Consider the following 20869-nt stretch of genomic DNA (forward strand, 5'->3'; position numbering starts at 1 on the left):
GGCCGGGGGCCCGGAGCAGGGGGCCGGGGCCGCCGGAAATTCCGCGCCGCGAGGGCCGGGCCGTGCGTAGGGTCGAAGGATGTCTGTCGAACTGCGCACGGTGACCGAGTCCGAGTTCCCCGAGTGGTTGCGGGCCTTGCGGACGGGCTTCCTGAACGAGCCCGTCGTCTCCGACGCGCTGGTGGCGGACCGGCTGGCCCAGGTCGATCTCGACCGGACCCACGGCGCCCTGGAGGGCGGCCGGGTGGTGGCGACCTTCCGTTCCTTCCGGCAGCGGGTCAGCACCGTCGGCGGCGGGGCGCTCACCGCGGACGCGATCACCCAGGTGACGGTGGCGCCGACGCACCGGCGGCGCGGGCTGCTGAGCCGGCTGATGGCCATGGACCTGGCCGCCGCCCGGGAGCGGGGCGACGCGGTCGCGACGCTGATCGCCGCCGAGTACCCGATCTACGGCCGGTACGGGTTCGGTCCGGCGAGCTGGACCACCGAGTGGAGCGTGGACCTGCGCCGGGCGGGACTCGATCCGCGCCGCAGCGGCCGCCCGGAGGACGGGGGCCGGATCGACCTCTCGGACGGTGCGGAGATCCGCCGCGTCGGGCCCGGCCTGCACCGGCGGCTGTCCGCCGTCCGGGCCGGTGTCACCGAGCGGGTGGGGCGCAACTGGGACGTGGGCACGGGCCTCGGCCATCACCTGGAGCCGTGGACGGAGCCGTACTACGCGGTGTACCGCTCGGCGTCGGGCGAGCCCGAGGGGTACGTGTCGTACCGCTGCGACGACAAGTGGGGCGACGCGAAGCAGCCGGAGACCACGCTGACCGTGCGGGACCTGATCGCGGCGACGCCCGCCGCCGAGCGGGCGCTGTGGCGGTTCGTCTGCTCGGTGGACTGGGTGGTGACGGTGCGGTCGGGCCACCGGCCGCCGGACGACCCGCTGCCGCTGCTGCTTCCGGACCCCCGGGCCGCCCGGACGGTCTCCCACGCGGACATGCTGTGGCTGCGGGTCCTCGACGTGGCGCGGGTGCTGGAGGAGCGGACGTACCCGGTGGCGGACGGGCTGGTGCTCGACGTGCGGGACGCGGACGGGTTCGCGGGCGGGCGGTACCGGCTCGACGCCTCCCCGAAGGGCGCGTCGTGCGCCCCGACGACCGCGTCGGCGGACCTGGTCCTCGACGTGGCCGAGCTGTCCCGGCTGGTCCTCGGCGACGAGTCGGCGGTCCGGCTGGCGCTGCTGGGGCGGATCGAGGAGGCGGTGCCGGGCGCGGCCGCGCGGGCCGACCTGCTCTTCCGGACCCCGCTGCGGCCGTTCTCCCCGGACATCTTCTAGGCCCTCCGGGTCCGGGTCCGGGGCCTGGGCCGGGGCCGGGTCAGCGGGTGCGGTGGCGGAAGAGGGCGCCGGCGGCGGTCATCGACAGGGCGAGGATGCCGGCGCTCCAGGCGAGCGTCGTCCAGGGGGCGTCGCCGACCGGCTGGTCGAGCAGCAGGCCGCGCATGGACTCGATGAGCGGGGTGACGGGCTGGTGCTCGGCGAAGCCGTGCAGCCAGCTCGGCATGGTGTCGATGGGGACGAACGCGCTGCTCGGGTAGGGCAGGAACATCATGAAGAAGGTGACCGCGCCGGCGGCCTCGGGGGTCCGGGCGACGAGTCCGGCCGCCGCGGCCAGCCAGGAGACGGCGGTGATGTAGACGAGCAGCAGGCCGATGGCGGCGAGCCACCCGGCGGCGGTGGCGGCGGGCCGGAAGCCGATCAGCGCGGCGACGCCGAAGACCAGCGTGGTGGCGAGGACGTTGCGGGCGACGGCGGCGACGACGTGGCCGGTGAGGAACGGGACGGCGCCGACGTCGAGGGTGCGGAGGCGGTCGACGGTGCCGCTCCGCATGTCCTCGCTGACGGAGACGGCGGTGCCGGCGGCGCCGAAGCCGGCGCAGAGGACGAGGACGCCGGGGACGACGTAGGTGACGTACCGGGTGTCGCCGGTGTCGATGGCCCCGCCGAAGAAGTAGACGAAGACCAGCATCAGCAGCACCGGCATCATCAGCGAGGTGATGACGGCGTCGAGGTTGCGCCGGCTGAGGCGGATGCCGCGCCCGGCGAGGACGGTGGCGGTGGTGAGGCCGTTCGCTGCCGCGTCAGACATGGCTCGGCTCCTGCTCGGTGCGGGCGGGGTTCGTCAGGGTGAGGAAGACGTCGTCGAGGGTCGCGCTGTGCAGGGCGAAGCGCTCGATGTCGGTGCGGTGGGGGTCGAGTTCGTCGAGCAGGGCGCGGACGTGGGCGGCGCTGCCGTCCGTCGGGACGCCGAGGGTGAGGCTCTCCGGGGTGTGGGCGGTGGCGTGCGGGGTGAGGCGGAGGTACGCGTCCCGGTCGCGGGCGACGAGGTCGAGGCGGTGGCCCGCGTAACGGCGCTTCAGTTCCTCGGCGGTGCCTTCGGCGAGGGTGCGGCCGCCGCCGAGGACGGCGACGCGGTGGGCGAGCCTGTCGGCCTCCTCCAGGTACTGGGTGGTGAGGAAGACGGTGGTGCCGTGGGCGGACAGTTCGCGGACGACGGCCCAGAGTTCCTGCCGGCTGCGGGGGTCGAGGCCGGTGGTGGGTTCGTCGAGGAAGACGACGCGGGTGGTGCCGGGGTCGCGGACGAGGCCGGCGGCGAGGTCGAGGCGGCGGCGCATGCCTCCGGAGTACGTCCTGGTCCGCCGGTCCCGGGCGTCGGTGAGCCGGAAGCGTTCGAGGAGTTCGTCGGCGCGGCGGGCGGCGGCTTTGCGGGAGAGGCCGGAGAGGCGGGCGGTGAGGCGGAGGTTCTCGGCGCCGGTCAGGGTCTCGTCGACGGCCGCGTACTGGCCGGTGAGGCTGATCGCGCGGCGGACGGCGCGGCGTTCGGCGACGACGTCGTGGCCCGCCACGCGCGCGTGGCCGCCGTCGGGGGCGGTGAGGGTGGTGAGGATCCGGACGGTGGTGGTCTTGCCGGCGCCGTTGGGCCCGAGGAGGGCGAAGACGGTGCCGGTCTCGACGCGGAGGTCGAGGGCGTCGAGGACGCGGACGGTTCCGTAGCTCTTGGTCAGGCCGGTGGTCTCGATGGCGGGAGGCATGGGTGTCCCCTTCTGCTGCGCTCAGCGGCGTACTGCGTATGCCTTACGCGTTACTGTGTAAGGGTTACGCATTACTAGGATGGGCGTCAAGCGAGCGAGGTGTGGAGGCGGCGCCGGTGACGGACGACAAGGGCGGACGGGCGGCCCCGGAGGACGGCGGGAGCTACCTGCCGGCCTCCATCGAGGCCGCCTGGGGGCTGCGCGAACGCCCCACCAAGGGGCCCAGGCCCGGGCTGAGCCAGGACCGCATCGTCGCCGCGGCCGTGGAACTCGCCTCGGCGGAGGGGCTCGCCGCCGTCTCGATGGGGCGGGTCGCCAAGGAGCTGGGCGCCTCCACGATGTCCCTCTACCGGTACGTCTCCGCCAAGCAGGAGCTGTACGTGCTCATGCAGGAGGCGGCGACCGGCGCCCCGCCCGAGCTGTTCGCCCCGGGCGTCCCCTGGCGGGAGGGGCTCGAACGCTGGGCCCGGGCCATGCGCGAGGTCTATCTGCGCAACCTCTGGCTGCTGCGGATCCCCGTCTCGGGGCCGCCCGCGACCCCGCACGCGGTGGCCTGGTGGGAGAAGGCGCTGCTCGCGATGGACGGCACCGGCCTCGACGAGGGCGCCAAGATCTCGGTGACGCTGCTGGTGGCCGGCTTCGTGAAGAGCGACGCCCTGATGGCGGCGGAGCTGGCCGACGCGGTGGCCGCCTCCGGAGCCGCGCCCGAGGAGGCGATGCTCCAGTACAGCCGCACCCTGCGCCGGCTGGTCGACCCGGCCGCCTACCCGCAGGTGGCGCGGGTGATCGACTCGGGGGTCCTGGACCATGCCGACGGTCCCGACGACGAGTTCCGCTTCGGTCTCGCCCGGATCCTGGACGGCGTCGCGGCCCTCGTGGAGGGCCGCGCGTCCTGAGGTGCCGCCGGGCGGTGACGGTGGTCCCGGCGGGTGTCGTCGGGCGGTGCCGCCGGGGCGGTGGTCCCGGCGGCGGCCGTCAGGCGGCGGTGGTGACGTCGGCCCTCACGGGCTCCGGTCGCGTCGCCGGGGTCTTCGCGCGGAGCACCGTCGCGGCGACCGCGAAGGCGGCGAGCAGCAGCGCGGTGCCGACGCCGAAGGCCAGCCGGTAGCCGCCGGTCAGGGCCTCCGCCGCGGTCCGGCCGGCCGCGTCCAGCGCCTCGGTGCGGGCGGCGGCAAGGGTGGTGAGGACGGCGACGCCGAGCGCCATGCCGATCTGCTGGGTGGTGTTGAAGAGCCCGGAGGCCAGGCCCGCGTCGGCCTCGTCGGCGCCCGACATGCCGAGCGCGGTGAGGGCCGGCAGCGCCAGGCCGAAACCGGCGGCGAGCAGCATCACCGGGAGCAGGTCGGTGACGTACGAGGCGTGCACCGGGACCCGGGTCAGCAGGCCCAGCACGCCGACCAGCAGGGCGATGCCGGTGAGCAGCACCGCGCGCTCCCCGAAGCGGGTGATGAGCCGGGCGGCGACGCCGAGCGAGACGGCGCCGATGACCAGGGCGGCGGGCAGCATGGCGAGGCCGGTCGCGGTGGCGCCGTACCCCTGGACCTTCTGGAGGTAGAGGGCCACCAGGACCTGGAAGGAGAACAGGGCGGCGACCATGAGCAGCTGGACCAGGTTGGCGCCGGCGACCGCGCGGGACCGGAGGATCCGCAGCGGCATCAGGGGGGTCGCGGCCCGGCGCTGGCGGACCAGGAAGCCGGCGAGCAGGGCGACCGCGAGCGCGCCGAGGCCGAGGGTGTGGGCGGAGCCGGCGCCGTACTCCTCGATCCGCACCACCGCGTAGATGCCGGTCATCAGCCCCGCGGTGACCAGGAGCGCGCCGAGGGCGTCGGCGCCGGCCCGCAGGCCGAGGCCGCGGTCGGCGGGGAGGACGCGGGCGGCGAGGGCGATCGCGGCGACGCCGATGGGCAGGTTGATGAAGAAGATCCAGTTCCAGGAGAGGGCGTCGGTGAGGAGCCCGCCGAGGACCTGGCCGAGGGAGGCGCCGGCGGCGCCGGTGAAGCTGAACACGGCGATGGCGCGGGCGCGTTCGCGCGGTTCGGTGAAGAGCGTGACGAGGATGCCGAGGCTGACGGCGGAGGACATCGCGCTGCCGGCGCCCTGGAGGAAGCGGGCGGCGATCAGGACGCCGGGGGAGCCGGCGACGGCGGCGAGGACGGAGGCGGCGGTGAAGACGCCCGTCCCGGCGAGGAACATCCGCTTGCGTCCGATGAGGTCGCCGAGGCGTCCGGCGAGCAGGAGGAGCGAGCCGAAGGCGATCAGGTAGGCGTTGACGACCCAGCTCAGGCCGGCCGGGGTGAAGCCGAGGTCGGCCTGGATCGCGGGCATGGCGACGGTGACGATGCTGCCGTCGAGGACGGTCATGAGCATGGCGCTGGCGAGCACGCCGAGGGCGAGGGAGCGGGGGTGGGCACGCATGAGGATCTCTCCTGTCCGTGGAGGCGACAGGAGAGACGCTAGCAGAAGGTTTTGTTGCAGACTATTTTTTAGGAGAGGAAATCTCGGGGGTGGGGGTGGGTGAGGGGGTTCGAGGGTGGGCGAGCAGTACGGCGCGGCGCGGGCTCAGCTCTTCTGGCGGGCCCTGCGGGTGGCCGCCGGCCCCTCGGCGGGGGTCCTCAGATGCCCTTCGGCCAGCCGCCCCAGCGCGCGGACCAGCACCTCCCGCTCCTCGTCCGGGAGCGAGCCGAGGGCCTGGGCGTGTACGCCGTCCACGATCCGCCGGCTCTCCTCGGCGACCCGGGCGCCCGCCTCCGTGACGGCGATGATCCGCGCCCGCCGGTCGGTGCTGGAGGACTGCCGCTCCGCGAGCCCGGCCTTCTCCAGGGCGTCCACGGTGACGACCATCGTCGTCTTGTCCATGTCGCCGATCTCGGCCAGCTGCGCCTGGGTCCGCTCCTCCTCCAGGGCGTGGACGAGGACGCAGTGCATCCGGGCGGTGAGCCCGATCTCCGCCAGCTCCGCCGCCATGCGGGTGCGCAGGACGTGACTGGTGTGGTCGAGGAGGTAGGAGAGATCGGGCTCGCTGCGGCGGGGGCTCATGGCGGTCATGCCCGCCAGGGTAGCCAGAACCGATCCGTTCCGGACGGTCCTGAAGCGGACGGGTTCACACCCGGGCGCCGCCGTGCCCCGGCGCTCTCACGCCCGCGCGCCGACCCGCCCAGGTGCCGACCCGCCCCGGCGCCCGTCACACCCGGGCGCCGTCGTGTCCCGGCGCCCGTTGCGCGAGGGCGCCCGTCGCGCGAGGGCGCCCGTCACGCCTGGGCGATCCGGATCATGTTCCCGGCCGGGTCGCGGAAGGCGCAGTCGCGGACGCCGTACGGCTGGTCCATCGGCTCCTGGAGCACGTCGGCGCCGGCCGCGCGGACCTGCTCGAAGGCCGCGTCCACGTCGGCCGTGCGGAGGTTGACGCCGCGCAGCAGGCCCTTGGCGAGGAGCTCGGTGACCGCCTTGCGGTCCTCCTCGGAGGCGTTGGGGTCGGCCAGCGGCGGTTCGAGGACGATCTCGACGTCGGGCTGGGCGGGCGACCCGAGGGTCACCCAGCGCATGCCGCCGAAGTCCACGTCCTTGCGGATCTCGAAGCCGAGCGCGTCGCGGTAGAAGCCGAGGGCGGCCTCGTGGTCGTCGACGGCGAGGAAGCACTGGTGCAGGTTGATGTCCATGTGCTCCACGCTAGGGAGCGCCGCCGGGCCGCGCTTCTCCGTTCCTGACCGGTCGGGTGACCACCTTGGCGACGCAGGCGGGCAGCGCGGCGTCGGCGCCGTGCTCGCGGGCCCGGTAGGCGCTCGGCGTCTCGCCCACCAACTGGGTGAAGCGCGAGCTGAACGAGCCCAGCGACGTACACCCCACCTCCATGCAGACGTCCGTCACCGACAGGTCCCCGCGCCGCAGCAGCGCCTTGGCGCGCTCGATCCGCCGGGTCATCAGATAGCTGTACGGGGTCTCCCCGAAGGCGGTCCGGAAGCTCCGCGCGAAGTGTCCGGCCGACATCAGCGCCGTCCGCGCCAGCGCCGTCACGTCCAGCGGCTGCGCGTAGTCCCGGTCCATCTGGTCCCGCGCCTTGCGCAGGCGCCGGAGGTCGTCGAGCGGTATGCGGGTGGTCACGCCCTTCACGGTACCGGTGACGCGTCTCAGGAATGGTCGTATGTCCGGGAGGCGGAGCCGGACGGAAGCCGGGAACCGGGCGCGAGCCCGCCGTCCGGGATCCGCTCACGCAGGGTGGGGCGTCGCCGACCGCCGGCGGGGACACCGCCGGGTCCGCGGTGCGGCAGCGGCGTCCGGGGATACTTGAACGGAACCTGGAGGCATGAATGACGATCTTCGAGCAGGACGGCATCTTCGGCGTCGCGGAAGACGGCCCGAAGTCGATCGTTCGGAGTTCGATCCCCGCGGTGACGGCGCTGGAGACGGCTTTCCCGGCCGGAACCGTGTCGGCCGCGGCCGAGCGGGAGTCATGGCGAAAGGAAGTGCACCGGCCGGCCACACACACGCACAAGTGGTGGGCGCAGCGGCTCGGCTCTGTCTTCCGCGGGATCCTGGCCGCAGCCGTCGCGCGGGACGAGCAGGACGCCGTCGATTGCTACAGCAATGCGCTCCGGCTCGAAGGGCTCACTGTCTGCGACCCTTTCGCCGGATCCGGGACGACGCTCGCGGAGGCGGCGAAGCTCGGTGCGCGAGTGATCGGCAGGGACATCAACCCGGTGGCCACGCTGGTCCAGCGGCAGGCGCTGGCTCCTTGGGATCGGGGCCGGCTGGACCGGGCGTTCAAGCAGGTGGAGTCCCAGGTCCGCTCCGAGATCGACCACCTGCACAGGGACGAGCGCGGGCGGCCCGTCCTCTACTACTTCTGGGTTGCCCTTGCCCGGTGTCCCCGGTGTCCTCCCGACGCGCCGCCCGTGGAGCTGTTCAGCCGGTACGTCTTCGCGCAGCACGCTTATCCGAAGAAATATCCGGCGGGCAAGGCGACCTGTCCGCACTGCCACGCCGTTGTGATCGTCGATGTGGTGAAGGACAGGCAGCTGACATGTCCGGCCTGCAGCCAGGTCTCAGACCTCGCGGGCCCGGTCAATCGCGCGACCATGACGTGTCCTCGGGGGCATACGGCGAAGGTGGTCGACGCTTTGGAGGGGGAACCTCCGAGGCTCCGTATGTACGCGAAGCAAGTTCTCGACGCAGACGGATCGCGGCTGTACGAACCCATCGACGACTTCGACCTCGCGCTCTACGCGGAGGCCGAGAAGTTGCTTGAGGAACGAGGTGAGGAGCTCGTGCTGCCGGCCGGGAATCTGGAGGACGGCCACAACACCCGGCAGGCGATCCGCTGGAACTATCGCGAGTGGCGCCAGTTCTTCAACGCTCGTCAGCTCTACAGTCTCGGGCTGCTCGGGAGGGCCATCCGCGACCTTGAACCCGGACCGGAGCGTGAGGCCCTGGCCGCGCTCTTCTCTGGCGTACTGGAATTCAACAACCTCTTCTGCTCGTTCAAGGGGGAGGGGACGGGTGCTGTTCGGCACATGTTCTCTCACCATGTCCTGAAGCCCGAGCGGACTCCGCTCGAAGCGCATCCCTGGGGTACGCCCGCATCCTCCGGCGCCTTTTCGACGCTTTACCAGTCTCGTATCATCCGCGCATGGGAGTACAAGCGCGCTCCGCATGATCTCGTGCCCGTGGGCGATCAATCGGAGCGTGTCTTCGGGCTGTCGCAGCCCATTTCACTGGAGATCGGTGACGCTGAATCCTTCGGGCAGGGGGGTGCGCGTGCGTACGTCCATCATGGTCCATCGGCATCCTTCGATCTCCCTGACGAGTCGGTAGATCTGGTGATCACTGACCCTCCGTTCATGGACAACGTTCACTACAGTGAACTCGCCGACTTCTTCCATGCGTGGCTTCGGCAGCTCCGTCCGTTCGAGAGCTATCCGGTGGACGCCGTCACCACACGACATGCGGAGGAAGTCCAATCCGCAGACCCCGCCGAGTTCGGCAGGGCGATTTCCGCCGTATGGAGGGAGTGCGCCCGGATCCTCAAGCCGGGCGGCCTGCTTGCGTTCACCTTTCATCAGGCTCGAATCTCGGGATGGGTGGAGCTGGTCAAGGCGTTGGAGAGCGCGGGGCTGGTCATTACCGCGGTGCAGCCCGTGAAGGCTGAAATGAGCACGAGTGCCACCAAGTCGAGTGCGGCCGACCCGTCGAACCTGGATTCGATCGTGGTGTGCCGGCGGATCGGGCACGTGAGGTCCGAGGGGTGCTCCGCGCAGGTCGTGAGGGAGCGCGCCGTCATCGCGCTGCGTGAGTGCCAGGAGACCGGCGTCAAGGTCGGGTACGCGGACGTCGAATCGGTGGTTCGGGGCTCCGTCCTCGCGCTGCACACCCTTCCCGGAAACGTGCTGTCCGTCGAGGAACTGACGGCGGAAGCCGAAGCGGCGGTCACCGCGGCCGCCGCCGCTCTCGATGTGCGCTCTCGCCGAGAGTGAGTGTTCGCATGTCGATCTCGAATCGGCCCCGCTGGGCGGTCTCCTCTTTTCGCCTCGGCGGCTGCGGGAAGGGGTCGTGCGCGGTTTCCTCGACCGGGGGAGACAGTTTGCCGAGCCGATAGCAGTGGAAGAGTTCGGACACTCCTGGTGAGACGGTGCGGGTCATGGCGCGTACGTGGGCAAGGGACGGGTCGTCCGCGAGGTCGTCGCGATCGCTGATGAGGGTGGCCGCACCGAGCGTCCATTCCCAACCCAAGGGGTTGGAGAAGAGCCACATCGGCCGTACGCGGTTCGCGCCGTCACCGTAAGTGCCGAGCCGGATCTGCTTGGTGCGCGTTCCCGTGGTGCGGTCGTAGAGATCCACGTCCTTGTTGAGGACGGCACCGGCCACCAGGGCCATCGAATGCACGTGCACCGTGTCACGCCCTCCGCCTCGCTCAAGGGCGACGAACAGGTAGAAACCAGGGATGCGGATCTCGTTGCCGTCCTCGGCGTACACGCGGATGGTGGCGCACGGCGGAGTGCTGTTGTAGTCGAGACCTGTGGAGCGGGCGGGCTTCCCGTTCCTGCCGAGGTCGACCTTCTTGACCTCGAGGCCGAAGATCGCTCCGGGGTCGTAGTCGACCCCACCCGCCTTCAGGAGTTCGTACTCCTCGGGCCTCGCGATGACGGCGTCGGGGCTGACCAGGGGTTTGTCCGCCCGGAGAACGATGACCTCCGCCGGCAGCCGCCCGCGCAGCAGATCGGTGACGTACTCGTCGAACGGGTCGTCCTGGGTGTTTCGCTTGTCCCGCAGACGGAACGGAACCGGACGTCCCCGATCGTCGAAGAACGCCTCCGAGAGGATCGTGAAGGCCGTGGTCGGCAGGTATCCAGGCCGGACCCTGTCGTTCGCGTCAGAACACATGGCGTCAGGGTTAGCACACGGGTGTGCGGCCCCGCAGGCCCTCCGGACGGAAGGGCGGGGCGAGTGTGACTGAGCGCGGTGGTTGTCACCTGGGAGCCGTCCCGACATCGTCCGCCGCAATGGCGTGAGCAGGATTGTTGTCACTGGAAGTGCGGGATTCTTGTCACTCTGAGATCGTTTGCGGTCTTGTTGTCACCAGTACCGAAGATCGTCTACGGCGTGCCCCGGGCTTCGTTTCCCTGGAGGCGTGGCGGAGGTTCAAGGATCTGGCGGGGTGCACGCCCAGACGGCTGGCGGTGCGGCGTATGAGCCGTTGTGGTCGCATTCGTGCCGGTGGGACGACCTGCTCGTGCCGGTCTCCCTCGGCGCGGGGCGTCAGACGCTCGACCTGGGCGAGGGCTGGACGCGGCGGTGGACGGCTACCTGGCGGTACGCCGGGGGTGAGGTCACAAGCACGGTGGCTGATCTGGCAGCCGCCCCGGTCACCAGGCTGGGGCCGATGCGGGGCTTCACCTGGCGGCGAGATCAGCGTCATCGTCCCGGGTTGGAGTACATGGTCAGCACCGGCCGCCTGCACGGCTTCGAGAGCCTGGAGGAAGCCGGGCTGCTGCTGGTCCTGGATTTCGCCGGCGACGTGGTCGAGGTCCTCTCGCAGCCGCTTCGGCTGAAGTTCCGTACCGTCGACGGATGGCGCAGGCACACCCCCGACTTCCTTGTGGTCAGCCGCCTGGGTATCTGGTTGATCGATGTCCGCCCCGCTGACCTGATCGGTGACGAGGACCGGGAGTCCTTCGCCGCGACGGCCGAGGCAGCGTTGGCCTGCGGCTGGCACTACACGGTGGCTGCGCGGTGGAAGCCGTACGTGCTGATGGCCGTGGACGCGATGTCGGCCAGGCGTCGGCCGCTCGCGGACCCGCTGGGTGTCGGGCCGGGCCTGCTCGCCGGAGCCGGTGCGGCCAGGACCTTCGGGGAGATCGCGGCGGGAAGCGCGTTCGAGCCGGTCGCGCGGGCCCATCTGCTGCACCTGCTGTGGCACCGCCGAGTCGGCATCGATCTGGGCCGGCCTCTTGGGGACCGTTCTACGGTTGTCCTCGGATCGGAATCGTCGTGAGTACCGCTCGCGCGCTGGACCTGTCCGTGGGAGCCGGGGTGGTGCTCGATGGCGTCGAATGGATCGTCGAGCGGCGTGAACCGCATCTCGGGCGGGTCCAGTTGGTGGGGCCTGACGGTTCACGGCAGCGCTTGACCTTCCAGTTCCTGGCCAATCACCAGCACTGCCGTCCTTCGTCCCGGACGTCGGGCTCGGGGGCGGGCCGTGGCCGGCAGCCTGCTTCGGCGGGGGACTTGAAGCCGGACAGGCGCCGGCTGGCCGAGCTGCGCATGGCTCATCTGCTGGAAGTGAAGACTGGGTTCCGCAGCGGCGATCCACTGCGGCCAGGACTGGGGGAACCGAAGCCCGAGTACGACCCGGAGACGACCACGCTGACCGAGCGGCGACTGGCGAAGGTCGCCGAACTCAAAGCCCTGAACCGTGAGGAAGCGAAACTGCTCGGCCTCGCGGAGGTGGGCTACCGCACGCTGATCCGCTGGGAGAAGAACCGCAGCCGCTTCGGACTGATCGGCTGCGCGGACGACCGATGGCTGAGGGAGAGCGGCGGGCATCCGAGCATCAGCGAGGAGGTCCGGGAGGCGATCTTCGCGGTGCGGGCGGAGACGCTGCACCGCTCCCGGGTGGACGGCCGTACCCGCGAGGCCATGATCCACCAGTACGTACGGGAGACCTTCGGCCCGGACACTGCGGTCCCGGGCTATCACACGCTGCTGAGAGTCTGGAAGGAGTGGTTCGGCCCGAGCGGAGCGCGTCAGCGCTATGAGCGCTCGGCCCAGCTGCCCACCAAGGCCGGTCATGTGGTGGTCCACCGTCCCGGGCAGGTGGTGGCGCTGGACACCACGGTGCTGCCTGTCATGGTCCGGGAGGGTGTGTTCGGCGATCCGGTGAAGGTCCACCTGACTCTCGCCATGGATGTCTACACGCACTCGCTGTGCGCCTTCCGTCTCACGCTCGTCTCCGACACCTCGGTGGATGTGGCGATGCTGCTGCGGGACGTGATGCTGCCGCTGCCGATGCGGGCGGACTGGGGCGAGGAGATGGAGTGGCCCTATCCGGGGCTGCCTGCCGCCGTGGTCGCCGAGTTCGCCGGATACGAGGAAGCCGGGTTGCCGTTCTTCGCTCCGGAGACGGTGACCACCGACCACGGGTCGGTCTACCGCAACCACCATCTAGTCGAGGTTCAACGCGTGCTCGGCTGCAACATCCTTCCCTCCAGAGTCCTGCGTCCCACGGACAAGCAGGTGGTGGAGAGGGCTTTCGGCAGCATCCGGTCTCTGCTGTTCGAGCACCTGCTGGGTTACACCGGGGTCGATGTCGCCGATCGTGGGGCTGACCCAGAGGGCGACGCGACGTGGACCATCGAGGAGATGGAGCACGTGATCGCGACGTGGATCGTGAAGGTCTGGCAACAGCGCCGCCTGGGCGAGTACGCGCCGAGCTGGGACCCGGGCGGCGACCACAGCCCGAACTCGCTCTTCGCGGCCTCGTTCGCCCAGGGCGGTTTCGCGATGGAGATCCCTTCGCCCGAGCTCTACTACCAGCTGCTGCCGCAGCACTCGGTGACGAAGATCCACGGCCGCCGCGGAGTGAAGATCCGTGGTCTCTGGTACGACGGCCCGGCTCTGGATCCCTACCGTGACCGGCGGTCCACCCGTGGCGGCAGACGTAGAGGGCAGTGGATCGTCCACCGCGAGCCCCGTGACCGCCGCACCGTGTTTTTCCAGGACCCGCTCACCCACGCATGGCACCCGCTGCGCTGGACCGGACTCCCGCCGGAGGGCAGGACGCCGGCCTTCGGCGACGCACGGGTGCGCGACCTCTTGCAGCGGGCACAGAAGGCGGGACTGAAACCGAAGACGGACGCCGAACTCCTGCCGCTTCTCGTCGATGTGATCGGCCTGCACACACCAGTCGCGCACTGGCCGACGCGCCTGAAGAAGTCGCAGCGCACCGAATACGCCCGCGACGTCATCCAGGCCAATACCGCTGCCGCCGACCGTCCGGCTCCGCGGGCGGAGGAGGAGCCTGCCGCCCGGGCGGCAGGAGAGACCGTCGTCCACCTGCACTGGCCGGATCAGGCGCGCAGGGTTGAGGAGAGTTTGGACGCCGAGCGTCGCCGACGCAGAGAAAAAGCCGGGCCGACCCGGCCCGCGCTGCCGCCCCCGCTGGGCGCCAGCTACCGCAAGAGGAACTTGTTCATCCTGCCTGACGGGGACGAGAACGACGAGGGTGAGCCGGGCGGCAGTTCGCTCCCGGCCGGAGGGAAATGACGTGGCAGATGGCCAGAGCGGACCGCAGGACGGTGTGGTCCCGTTCCTCCGGATCGGTCCCTCGCCGAACCGGGTCACCCACGAGGGATACCAGCAGTGGCGGCGGACACGAGGAGCTTTCGTTCCGGCCCCGAGACTGACGCTGGACCAGTACCGGGCCATGAGCCCCCGGAAGCGCGGGCTGCACGACCTGCACCGAGCGGCGACCCATGTGAACCTGCGGATGCAGGAAACCCCGATGAGCGCGCAGGTCACCGCGCTGATGCGGGCCAGACTTCAGAACAACGCGCTGAAGCAGACACCCGGCACCTGCGACGGACTGATGATCAACGGTGGCGGTTACCAGGGAAAGACGGAGACGGCCTGCGAGACCGCCGCCGAGTTCGAGGACTTCTGGCGCTACCTGCACCACCAGCTCAACCCGAACGCGATCCCCGGCACCCGGGACCTCTTCCTGCCGGTGGCCTACTGCCAGACGCCGGTCAAGGCCACGCCGAAAGGACTGTGCGAGGCGATCCTGGACTTCTATGGAGCCCCGCATGCCAAGACCCTGCGCGGGCTGATCCGCAACGTCCGCGAGTCCCTGCACGCGCACTGCACCACAGCGCTGCTGCTCGACGACATCACCCGGTTGAAGATGCACCGGGAAGACGATCAGGACACCCTCGATCTCATCCGGGACCTGATGAGCCTGAACGTCACGCTCGTCCTCATCGGCGTCAACATCCCCGGCTCCGGGCTGCTGCGGGAAGGCCGTCACGACCCGCGCACCGGGCAGACGGTGCTGTCGCCCGTCAGACGAGGCAGAAGCCACAACGACGAGGCGGCCACCCAGACCGAACGCCGCTTCGACATGATCAACCTCGACCCGTTCCACTACGAAACCCCCGACGGCATTGCCGCCTGGGTCAACCACCTCGCCGGCATCGAGGACCAGCTACGGCTCTTCCGCGCGGCGCCGGGCATGCTCACCGACGGCACGATGCCCGAGTACCTGTTCCGCCGCACCGAGGGGATCGTCGGGCTGCTGAAACGCCTCATCGAGGACGGCTGCACCAAGGCCATGGAGACCGGCCAGGAGAACCTGACCATCGACCTGCTCCAGGAGATCCCCATCAATCTCGGCAACGTCCCTGGGCGGGACCCGGGCGCTGGCGAGGTCCCCGTGCTCAAGGACGAAGGGAAAGGCACCCCTCCCAAGCGGCGCAGGCGCGGTCGGAACACCGTCTTCGACGACCAAGGCGGCCGTCCCGCCGCCGATGCCTGATGACAGGCCGACTACGCCCCCTGCCCCGGAGCCTGGACCCACTGGCGGACGAGTCGATCCACGGGTACCTTCTCCGGCTCGCGCACCGGTTTGGCGCCGCGCCCTTGGAGATCGCCGTCCGGACAGGGCTCGTTGTTCAGGGACGCGGTCGAAACGGCATTCCCGTTCGCCTTCTGCACGACCTGGACGAGCAACGACTCGATGCGTTTGCTCGCGCCACTTGCCTCACGCATGACGAGGTCCGAGGGTTGCTGACGGCTTCGCTGGGCGAGCGCTACGGTCCACTGAACGCTGGTCTGTTGGCCGGGTTCCGTACGCCTTCGGGAATGCTCCACAACAACCGCTGGATTCTCACCAGGGCGACCCGGTACTGCCCGCGGTGCCTCACCGGTGACGGAACCGAGATCGAAGAGCGTCACGGCGGATGCTGGCGCCGGTCCTGGAGACTGCCTCCCGTCTTTGCCTGTCTGCGTCATCAGCGCCCGCTGCTGTACGGCTGCCCCCGCTGCGGTCAGGACATCAACGCAGCCCGCGCCGGCAGCCTGGTCGCCCGAGCTTCCGAGGCGGGCCTCCACCCCGCTCAGTGCAGAGCCACCATCCCTGGCACACGGGCGATCTGCGGTGCGAGCCTGGCCGATGGTGAGGCGAACCGACTCCCCCACTCTCCCTCCACAGTCGCTGCGTTACTGAGGCTTCAGCACCACTTCGACAAACTCTTGGACCCCGGCGGGCCGAAGTCGGTGGGCAGCTTCGGATGGCTGGTTCCTGCGGCCCAGCACTTCATCGACCTCCTCGCACTGAGCGCGTTGATCTTCATAGCCTGGCCCTGTGGAAGGGAACTCGCAGATACGGAGGCTCTGGCCATGCTGGTCGACCGGGAGGCAGAGAAGCGGCACGCCGAGTTCGCCAAGTCCCGGGCCGAGGCCGAGGCTGGACGGCGGTGTCAAGCGTCACATCACTACAGCGACCCGGCGGCGGATCCCGCCGTCGCAGGCGCGGTGCTCGGCATCGCCGCAAAGCTGCTGGTGGCCCCTGACGAGAACGAGACCCACGAGGTGATGGCACCCATCATCGATAGAGCCAAGGAGCGGAACTTCTCGATGAGTTACCAGTTCCGCAGCTTCGGCGGGTCTTCCTACCCGCTCCAAGCCATCCTCCTGACCTCGCGCCGGGACCGTGGCGCGCTCCAACGGATGGAACAGCGGATCGAGAGCAAGGGCTTCAGCCGTCTCACGGGAGCCGAGCAGTTCACACGCTGAGCCGTCACTCACGCCTGCCGCGGAGCGCGAATGCGAGACGGAAACGGAAGCCTTCGCTCTGTAGCCGTACACGGGGTTGTCATGGCTTCCGCCGGTGACCGACACCCGGTCACCGATCGGCCAGAGCCTATGTTTCGTGTCAGTTGGTCTTCGTGTTGGTCAGATGGGGGCCGACATAACCAACGATCACCTGTCTGGTGACACCCTTCGTATCATCCAGGAAGTAAATCCTCGGTGAGGTGCTTCCCTTGGAGTCGAGTTTCAGGTGGGCCTGCATTTCCGTGCGTCCGGAGGAGTCCACCTCCAAGGGGACGGCGAAGATCCTCTCCGCGCCCCACCTGTTCATCGTCGTATCGGACTCGACGGTGGCCAGCTGCTTGAGCGGCCAGTTCACCGCCCCTGGACGGTCCGATGTGCAGTGCTGGTAGAAACCGCCGTTGAACCCCTCCTTGGCTGCATGCGCGTAGGAGTCCAGCGCCCTCAGGGCGTTCCATGCTTTCGCCGCCCACACACGGGCTCGCTCCGCGTCATCCAGTTCCAGGGCTCTGCCCTTATCAGCCGTGACCTGAATGCCTTCGAAGGTGTCCAGCCGCTCCCACAGCTCCTCGAACGAGTCCGGAACGCCAGGCGGCTGCTCCACGACGACGGTGTCGTCGTAACGGCCTTTCTCGCGAAGCCGACGTCGCAGGATGTTTGCCTCCGCCCGCGCCCGCTCGACGTCGTCCAGCGCTCGCAGGGCCTCCTCCATATCCTCGTCCGCCCGTTGCACAGCCGCGTGCAACTGCTCCTCCAGGGAGGTTGCGGTCCGGGCTGACAGATCGGCAGTGCGTGCTGCTTCCTTCAACTCCTCGTCAGCCTGGGCCAGTAGCGCCCTGAGATCCTCGACGTCCTTGCGCATCCCCGTCAGCTCTTCGGAGGGTCGTACGGATGTCAGAGCTGCCTGCCGCTCCGCGCGGTGACGCCGGCCCGCGTCATCCGGGAACGAGAGTGTGCGCAGAGCCTCGGGCAATGGGGCCTCGGTAGAAAGCCGCTGCACAGTACGCGCGAGACCGAACCACGCCCTATCCTGGGGATCGCTCATCCGAGCCACGGTCAGGAACCGGTGACGCGAGGCATCCTTCGACCACGCCGGATCCACCTCGGTCAGAAATGTGCGTACGGCTCCGGGGGCGACGCGGTGGTCCTCGCCGATCGCCGCGCGGAACGCATCGACGGCTTCGGTGTCCGTAAGTACATACAGCGAGGCCGCACCGGCGCATTGCCGCATCGCTTGTCCTAGTCGTTTCGACCACAGCGTATTGGGACGGAGAGGCTGGGCCGCCACGATTACCGGCATGCGCCGTGTCGGGTCACAGAGCACGTCGATCAAGGCGTCGATGCCCTCCGCATCCACGCCCTGGGACTCCAGTGTCAACCTCGCCGGTCCATCCGTGGGCTCCAGTTCCTGGACGAGATCGCGAACGAGCCGCGGTCTGGCGGGAGCCAGTGGCGTATCCCCGTTGGGGAACACTTCCAGGCCGACCGTGAGCAATGCGGAACGGTCCTCGAACGCGACGGCCGTGATGGTCGTCCGCCAAGTGGCCTCGGTCCTGTCCTCGCGCAACTGGAGGCGTATCGAGTGTTCGGCGCCGTCGGGCAGGTAGGCCGCGTGGTTGGTCAACACCGAGACCTCATCGAGGTGGTGATGCCCGGAGGTGAGCGGGGCGCTACCGAACTTTTCAGTAAGCCACCGCGCAGTGATGCGGCGAACTGCTTGGAAGGGGTTCTCCGCGCTGGGAACGGTGAGGATCGTTCGGTGCGCGAGTGGATTGCTGTTCAGGTCCATGACAGCTCTTCCCGTGTGTGCTCGGCAAGGGGCGCTGGGATGGTGCATGTGTGGGGCGGCGGTCTTCTCGGTCGGCAGTCCGGCGAGACACAGGACCTCCGCGTACGGCAACGCCCTGATGCTCCAGGGCGTCGTCGCCAACCGGGCGGCGGCCGCATATCACGAGGGGCGCCTTTCCCGGGGCAGGAGGGCGCCGCTCGTGGTCGTGCGATCGGCTACAGAGCGGCAGGAGCCTTCTTGTACCAGCCGGTGATCACGCCCACCAGGTGGACGATGTTCTGGGTCCGCATGATCGGTGCGGCAGCGTTCGGCTCGAAGTCCGCGTTCGCCTCAGTGGTGCGCCAGATGCTCTTCTCAGTGACGGGCGCGGCCATGTGCGGGTCGAGACGCTTGAAGAATTCGGTGATGTCGTCGATCTCCGCCGGGTTGTCGCCCGCGCGCAGCTCTCGGAACACCCCGCCCAGGACGCGCAGCATGCCGACCGAGCCGAGCAGCGAGGTCCGGCGGAGCTTCTGCGACATGGTCAGCTCATCGGCCTGTCGATCCGTCTCAGGGTCGTCCTCGGTGATGGCGGCGAGGTCGGTGAAGGCGTTGGAGATGACGTCGAGGAAGTCCTTGACCTGCTCGATGACCTCGCCGTCGGTCAGGGTCTGCTCGGCCTTCTTGCTGATCCGGCCGCCAGCGCCGGCGATGACGGCGCGGGTGATGTCGGCAACGTGTTTGGCGCCCATCAGGTTGGGGTTCTTCAGGGTCATGCGGTCCTGCTCGGCGTCGACCCGTCCCTTGAGCAGCGGGTGGTCGATGACATCGGACAGGGTGCGGTTGGCGACCTTGTAGCTGTCGAAGCGGGCGCGGACGGCGCTGCTGATGCCCTTGGCGTTGTCGGCGACGTCAACGAACATCTGCTGGGCCTTGATCGGGTCCGGCTCCACGTAGATGTCCAGGCCGACGTACTCGGCCTTCAGCCGGTTCATCTGACCGATGAGCCTCTCACGCTCGGCCTGAAGCTTGGCGGCCTTCTCCGGGCTGACCTTGCGGGCCATCTCACGGTCGATGCCGGAGATCGCGTCGGTGATCCGCTGCTTCTCGATGGAGACACCGAGCACACGGTGCTGGCCGTCGATGGTGCGCAGAGAGGAGATACCGCCGATCGCCCACGGGACCGTGAGGTAGCCGACAGCGCCGTGCTCGTCCACCTTCTCGAAGGTGCAGCCTCCGCCGTCGCGGGCCAAGAGGGCGGGGGCAACCCAGTCCTTCTTGGTGTCCAGGTACTCGCCGAAGTGCTTGGCGTGGAGGCGGTCGACCTTGCGGTTGTCCTTGTCGACGTTGTTCGGGTCGGGGACGGGAAGGATGGTGGGCAGGTCGAGGAGGGGAACGCGCGTGCTGTAGACGACGCGGCCTCCCTGGGGCGTCTTGATCGCCAGATACGTACTGGAGTCCTGCGGCTTGGACAGACGCAGCGGGTCAACGTTGATGCTCACTACAAGCTCCTATCGAGTCGTTCACCATCTTGTGTCGAGCTTCAGTAGGTAGAGCCTACCAGGCATCTGGCTACATCGAAAAATAAATTCTTAATTCTCCAATCAAGTTGAAGTCTGTGGCTTCTTGGATCTAATCTCCGTCGGGAAGTGCCCACTCCGTTCGGCTCGTGGGCATCTACGCGCAGCCACCTTGGCGCAGCGGCCCCTCACCTCTCTGCTGATCAGGCAGATCGCAACGAAGGAAGACACCTCTATGACGAACCAGGCACTCGCGGCCGTCAGCGATGTCCCCGCCTCCGAGGGCGTCGCGACGGTTCCCGCGCAGGTGACGGCTGGGCCTTCGTCTCCCTCGAAAGGCTCGGCCGCCGAGGCTGGACCGGGCCTCTGGAAGCGGCCTGGGTACACGTGGCGCTGGCCCTCGGCGCTGGAGCTGTCGCGCTGCGTCACGGGACTCACCCTTGGCGCCGCCGTGAGCGGCACCGTGCCGGACGGTCCGCCCATGGTCATGGCGGGGATGGTGATCGCCGTGCAGCCGGTGGTCGAGCTGGTCGCTGCTTGCTTCCGTCGTGCCCGCCGCTAGCCATGCCTTAAGTCTGCGGTCTCTGGTGCGAGACGGGTCCGTAAGCTGCGGTGTGTGCGCGACGCTTAAGGGAGCCGCGTCGGCGATGTCCTCGAAGTGAACGACTATCCGATCTGCCGCGACCTGGTCTGTCGGTGGAGCATCATGAGGCGCGCGCCCGCTGCCCCGCAGTCTCGACCCACTGTCCGGCGAGACGCTGACCGGCTTCATTCTTCGCCTTGCGCACCACCTTGGGACAGCCCCCGGAGTGGTCGCCATCCGCACCGGCCTGACTGGTCCTCGCAAGGAAAGCGCACTCTTTCGGGTCCCAATCCGACTCTTGCATGACCTGAGACCAGAGCAACTACAGACCTTGGCCCGAACCGCCCGACTCGCTCCAGCCGAGGCCAGCTGTCTGTTGACCTCCTCGCTCGCCGAGCGATATGGGCCGTTGAATGGGAAGTTCACCTCGCGCAGTAGCGCCGCGAGGATGGTCAACGGCAACCCGTGGCTGCTGACTCGCACGCCCAGGTACTGCCCGCAATGTCTCACCGGAGACGGGAGTGAGATCCAACAGCGCCACGGTGGGGCCTGGCGGCTTTCCTGGCGTCTCCCGCCGGTCTTTGCCTGCCCTTGGCATCGTCG

Annotated in this window: 17 protein-coding genes and 1 pseudogene; 9 read left to right on the forward strand and 9 right to left on the reverse strand. The window is 69.4% G+C overall.

The genetic code is table 11. The features are described 5' to 3' along the window. Positions 1–79 precede the first annotated feature (79 nt). Positions 80–1324, forward strand: a complete 1245-nt coding sequence (locus ACFVU3_RS29230; RefSeq protein WP_390070839.1) for a GNAT family N-acetyltransferase — start codon at positions 80–82, stop codon at positions 1322–1324. 40 nt (positions 1325–1364) lie between these two features. Here ACFVU3_RS29230 and ACFVU3_RS29235 read toward each other — a convergent pair whose 3' ends face one another. After that, complete coding sequence (locus ACFVU3_RS29235) at positions 1365–2135, reverse strand: ABC transporter permease (protein ID WP_390070841.1); 771 nt, start codon at positions 2133–2135, stop codon at positions 1365–1367. Next, entirely contained in the window at positions 2128–3078 is a 951-nt protein-coding gene (locus ACFVU3_RS29240) for an ATP-binding cassette domain-containing protein (protein ID WP_390070843.1), read from the reverse strand. The genes ACFVU3_RS29235 and ACFVU3_RS29240 overlap by 8 nt, the downstream gene beginning before the upstream one ends. 116 nt (positions 3079–3194) lie before the next feature. On the opposite strand from ACFVU3_RS29240, the gene ACFVU3_RS29245 reads away from it, so the two are divergent. Continuing rightward, the gene (locus ACFVU3_RS29245) at positions 3195–3974 is read left to right on the forward strand and encodes a TetR/AcrR family transcriptional regulator (RefSeq protein WP_390070845.1); all 780 of its coding nucleotides are present in this window, start codon (positions 3195–3197) and stop codon (positions 3972–3974) included. A 79-nt stretch (positions 3975–4053) separates the two neighbouring features. Here the strand turns inward: ACFVU3_RS29245 and ACFVU3_RS29250 are convergent, their stop codons facing one another. The 4 genes from ACFVU3_RS29250 to ACFVU3_RS29265 all read right to left on the reverse strand — a co-directional run bounded on the left by ACFVU3_RS29250 (position 4054) and on the right by ACFVU3_RS29265 (position 7164). Continuing rightward, positions 4054–5493 carry an MFS transporter gene (locus ACFVU3_RS29250; protein WP_390070847.1) on the reverse strand — a complete coding sequence of 480 codons (1440 nt, stop codon included), beginning with the start codon at positions 5491–5493 and terminating at the stop codon, positions 4054–4056. Positions 5494–5637: 144 nt separating this feature from the next. Next, positions 5638–6123 carry a MarR family winged helix-turn-helix transcriptional regulator gene (locus tag ACFVU3_RS29255; protein ID WP_390070849.1) on the reverse strand — a complete coding sequence of 162 codons (486 nt, stop codon included), beginning with the start codon at positions 6121–6123 and terminating at the stop codon, positions 5638–5640. Positions 6124–6326: 203 nt separating this feature from the next. After that, the gene (locus tag ACFVU3_RS29260) at positions 6327–6734 is read right to left on the reverse strand and encodes a VOC family protein (protein WP_390070851.1); all 408 of its coding nucleotides are present in this window, start codon (positions 6732–6734) and stop codon (positions 6327–6329) included. Between the two features lie 10 nt (positions 6735–6744). After that, positions 6745–7164 (reverse strand): helix-turn-helix transcriptional regulator, encoded by a 420-nt coding sequence (locus ACFVU3_RS29265; RefSeq protein ID WP_390070982.1) that lies wholly within the window; start codon positions 7162–7164, stop codon positions 6745–6747. A gap of 218 nt (positions 7165–7382) precedes the next feature. Between ACFVU3_RS29265 and ACFVU3_RS29270 the strand changes: the two genes are divergently transcribed. Further along, positions 7383–9545: a DNA methyltransferase gene (locus ACFVU3_RS29270; RefSeq protein ID WP_390070852.1), complete on the forward strand. Its 2163-nt coding sequence runs from the start codon at positions 7383–7385 to the stop codon at positions 9543–9545. Here the strand turns inward: ACFVU3_RS29270 and ACFVU3_RS29275 are convergent. Next, positions 9499–10452 carry a hypothetical protein gene (locus tag ACFVU3_RS29275; protein ID WP_390070854.1) on the reverse strand — a complete coding sequence of 318 codons (954 nt, stop codon included), beginning with the start codon at positions 10450–10452 and terminating at the stop codon, positions 9499–9501. The two genes, ACFVU3_RS29270 and ACFVU3_RS29275, sit on opposite strands and share 47 nt — an antisense overlap. 274 nt (positions 10453–10726) lie before the next feature. Between ACFVU3_RS29275 and ACFVU3_RS29280 the strand changes: the two genes are divergently transcribed. The 4 genes from ACFVU3_RS29280 (at position 10727) to ACFVU3_RS29295 (ending at position 16359) form a co-directional block, all read left to right on the forward strand. Continuing rightward, positions 10727–11563 (forward strand): TnsA-like heteromeric transposase endonuclease subunit, encoded by an 837-nt coding sequence (locus ACFVU3_RS29280; RefSeq protein ID WP_390070855.1) that lies wholly within the window; start codon positions 10727–10729, stop codon positions 11561–11563. Further along, a complete protein-coding gene (locus ACFVU3_RS29285; RefSeq protein ID WP_390070857.1) occupies positions 11560–13833 on the forward strand; it encodes a transposase in 2274 nt (757 codons plus the stop codon). Before ACFVU3_RS29280 ends, ACFVU3_RS29285 begins: the two co-directional genes overlap by 4 nt. A gap of 238 nt (positions 13834–14071) precedes the next feature. Further along, positions 14072–15100 (forward strand): TniB family NTP-binding protein, encoded by a 1029-nt coding sequence (locus ACFVU3_RS29290; protein ID WP_390070858.1) that lies wholly within the window; start codon positions 14072–14074, stop codon positions 15098–15100. Further along, a complete protein-coding gene (locus ACFVU3_RS29295) occupies positions 15100–16359 on the forward strand; it encodes a TniQ family protein (RefSeq protein WP_390070859.1) in 1260 nt (419 codons plus the stop codon). Before ACFVU3_RS29290 ends, ACFVU3_RS29295 begins: the two co-directional genes overlap by 1 nt. A gap of 139 nt (positions 16360–16498) precedes the next feature. Here ACFVU3_RS29295 and ACFVU3_RS29300 read toward each other — a convergent pair whose 3' ends face one another. Both ACFVU3_RS29300 and ACFVU3_RS29305 read right to left on the reverse strand, forming a co-directional pair. After that, complete coding sequence (locus ACFVU3_RS29300) at positions 16499–18184, reverse strand: hypothetical protein (protein WP_390070861.1); 1686 nt, start codon at positions 18182–18184, stop codon at positions 16499–16501. A gap of 215 nt (positions 18185–18399) precedes the next feature. Next, positions 18400–19665 (reverse strand): DNA sulfur modification protein DndB, encoded by a 1266-nt coding sequence (locus tag ACFVU3_RS29305; RefSeq protein WP_390070863.1) that lies wholly within the window; start codon positions 19663–19665, stop codon positions 18400–18402. Between the two features lie 253 nt (positions 19666–19918). Here ACFVU3_RS29305 and ACFVU3_RS29310 point away from each other — a divergent pair, with 253 nt between their 5' ends. Both ACFVU3_RS29310 and ACFVU3_RS29315 read left to right on the forward strand, forming a co-directional pair. Then, positions 19919–20245 (forward strand): hypothetical protein, encoded by a 327-nt coding sequence (locus ACFVU3_RS29310; protein WP_390070865.1) that lies wholly within the window; start codon positions 19919–19921, stop codon positions 20243–20245. 160 nt (positions 20246–20405) lie between these two features. Beyond that, a pseudogene (locus ACFVU3_RS29315) lies at positions 20406–20864 on the forward strand (TniQ family protein); the annotation flags it as partial. Positions 20865–20869 lie beyond the last annotated feature (5 nt).

Origin of the sequence: Streptomyces sp. NPDC058052, assembly GCF_042885515.1 — a bacterium.
GTDB lineage: Bacteria > Actinomycetota > Actinomycetes > Streptomycetales > Streptomycetaceae > Streptomyces.

What these genes read in the sequence shown, in the direction of transcription:
- ACFVU3_RS29240 (WP_390070843.1), bottom strand. Translation starts at nt 3,078, where the DNA reads ATGCCTCCCGCCATCGAGACCACCGGCCTGACCAAGAGCTACGGAACC.
- ACFVU3_RS29255 (WP_390070849.1), bottom strand. Translation starts at nt 6,123, where the DNA reads ATGACCGCCATGAGCCCCCGCCGCAGCGAGCCCGATCTCTCCTACCTC.
- ACFVU3_RS29300 (WP_390070861.1), bottom strand. Translation starts at nt 18,184, where the DNA reads ATGGACCTGAACAGCAATCCACTCGCGCACCGAACGATCCTCACCGTT.
- ACFVU3_RS29295 (WP_390070859.1), top strand. Translation starts at nt 15,100, where the DNA reads ATGACAGGCCGACTACGCCCCCTGCCCCGGAGCCTGGACCCACTGGCG.
- ACFVU3_RS29260 (WP_390070851.1), bottom strand. Translation starts at nt 6,734, where the DNA reads ATGGACATCAACCTGCACCAGTGCTTCCTCGCCGTCGACGACCACGAG.
- ACFVU3_RS29275 (WP_390070854.1), bottom strand. Translation starts at nt 10,452, where the DNA reads ATGTGTTCTGACGCGAACGACAGGGTCCGGCCTGGATACCTGCCGACC.
- ACFVU3_RS29270 (WP_390070852.1), top strand. Translation starts at nt 7,383, where the DNA reads ATGACGATCTTCGAGCAGGACGGCATCTTCGGCGTCGCGGAAGACGGC.
- ACFVU3_RS29290 (WP_390070858.1), top strand. Translation starts at nt 14,072, where the DNA reads ATGAGCGCGCAGGTCACCGCGCTGATGCGGGCCAGACTTCAGAACAAC.
- ACFVU3_RS29310 (WP_390070865.1), top strand. Translation starts at nt 19,919, where the DNA reads ATGACGAACCAGGCACTCGCGGCCGTCAGCGATGTCCCCGCCTCCGAG.
- ACFVU3_RS29250 (WP_390070847.1), bottom strand. Translation starts at nt 5,493, where the DNA reads ATGCGTGCCCACCCCCGCTCCCTCGCCCTCGGCGTGCTCGCCAGCGCC.
- ACFVU3_RS29235 (WP_390070841.1), bottom strand. Translation starts at nt 2,135, where the DNA reads ATGTCTGACGCGGCAGCGAACGGCCTCACCACCGCCACCGTCCTCGCC.
- ACFVU3_RS29230 (WP_390070839.1), top strand. Translation starts at nt 80, where the DNA reads ATGTCTGTCGAACTGCGCACGGTGACCGAGTCCGAGTTCCCCGAGTGG.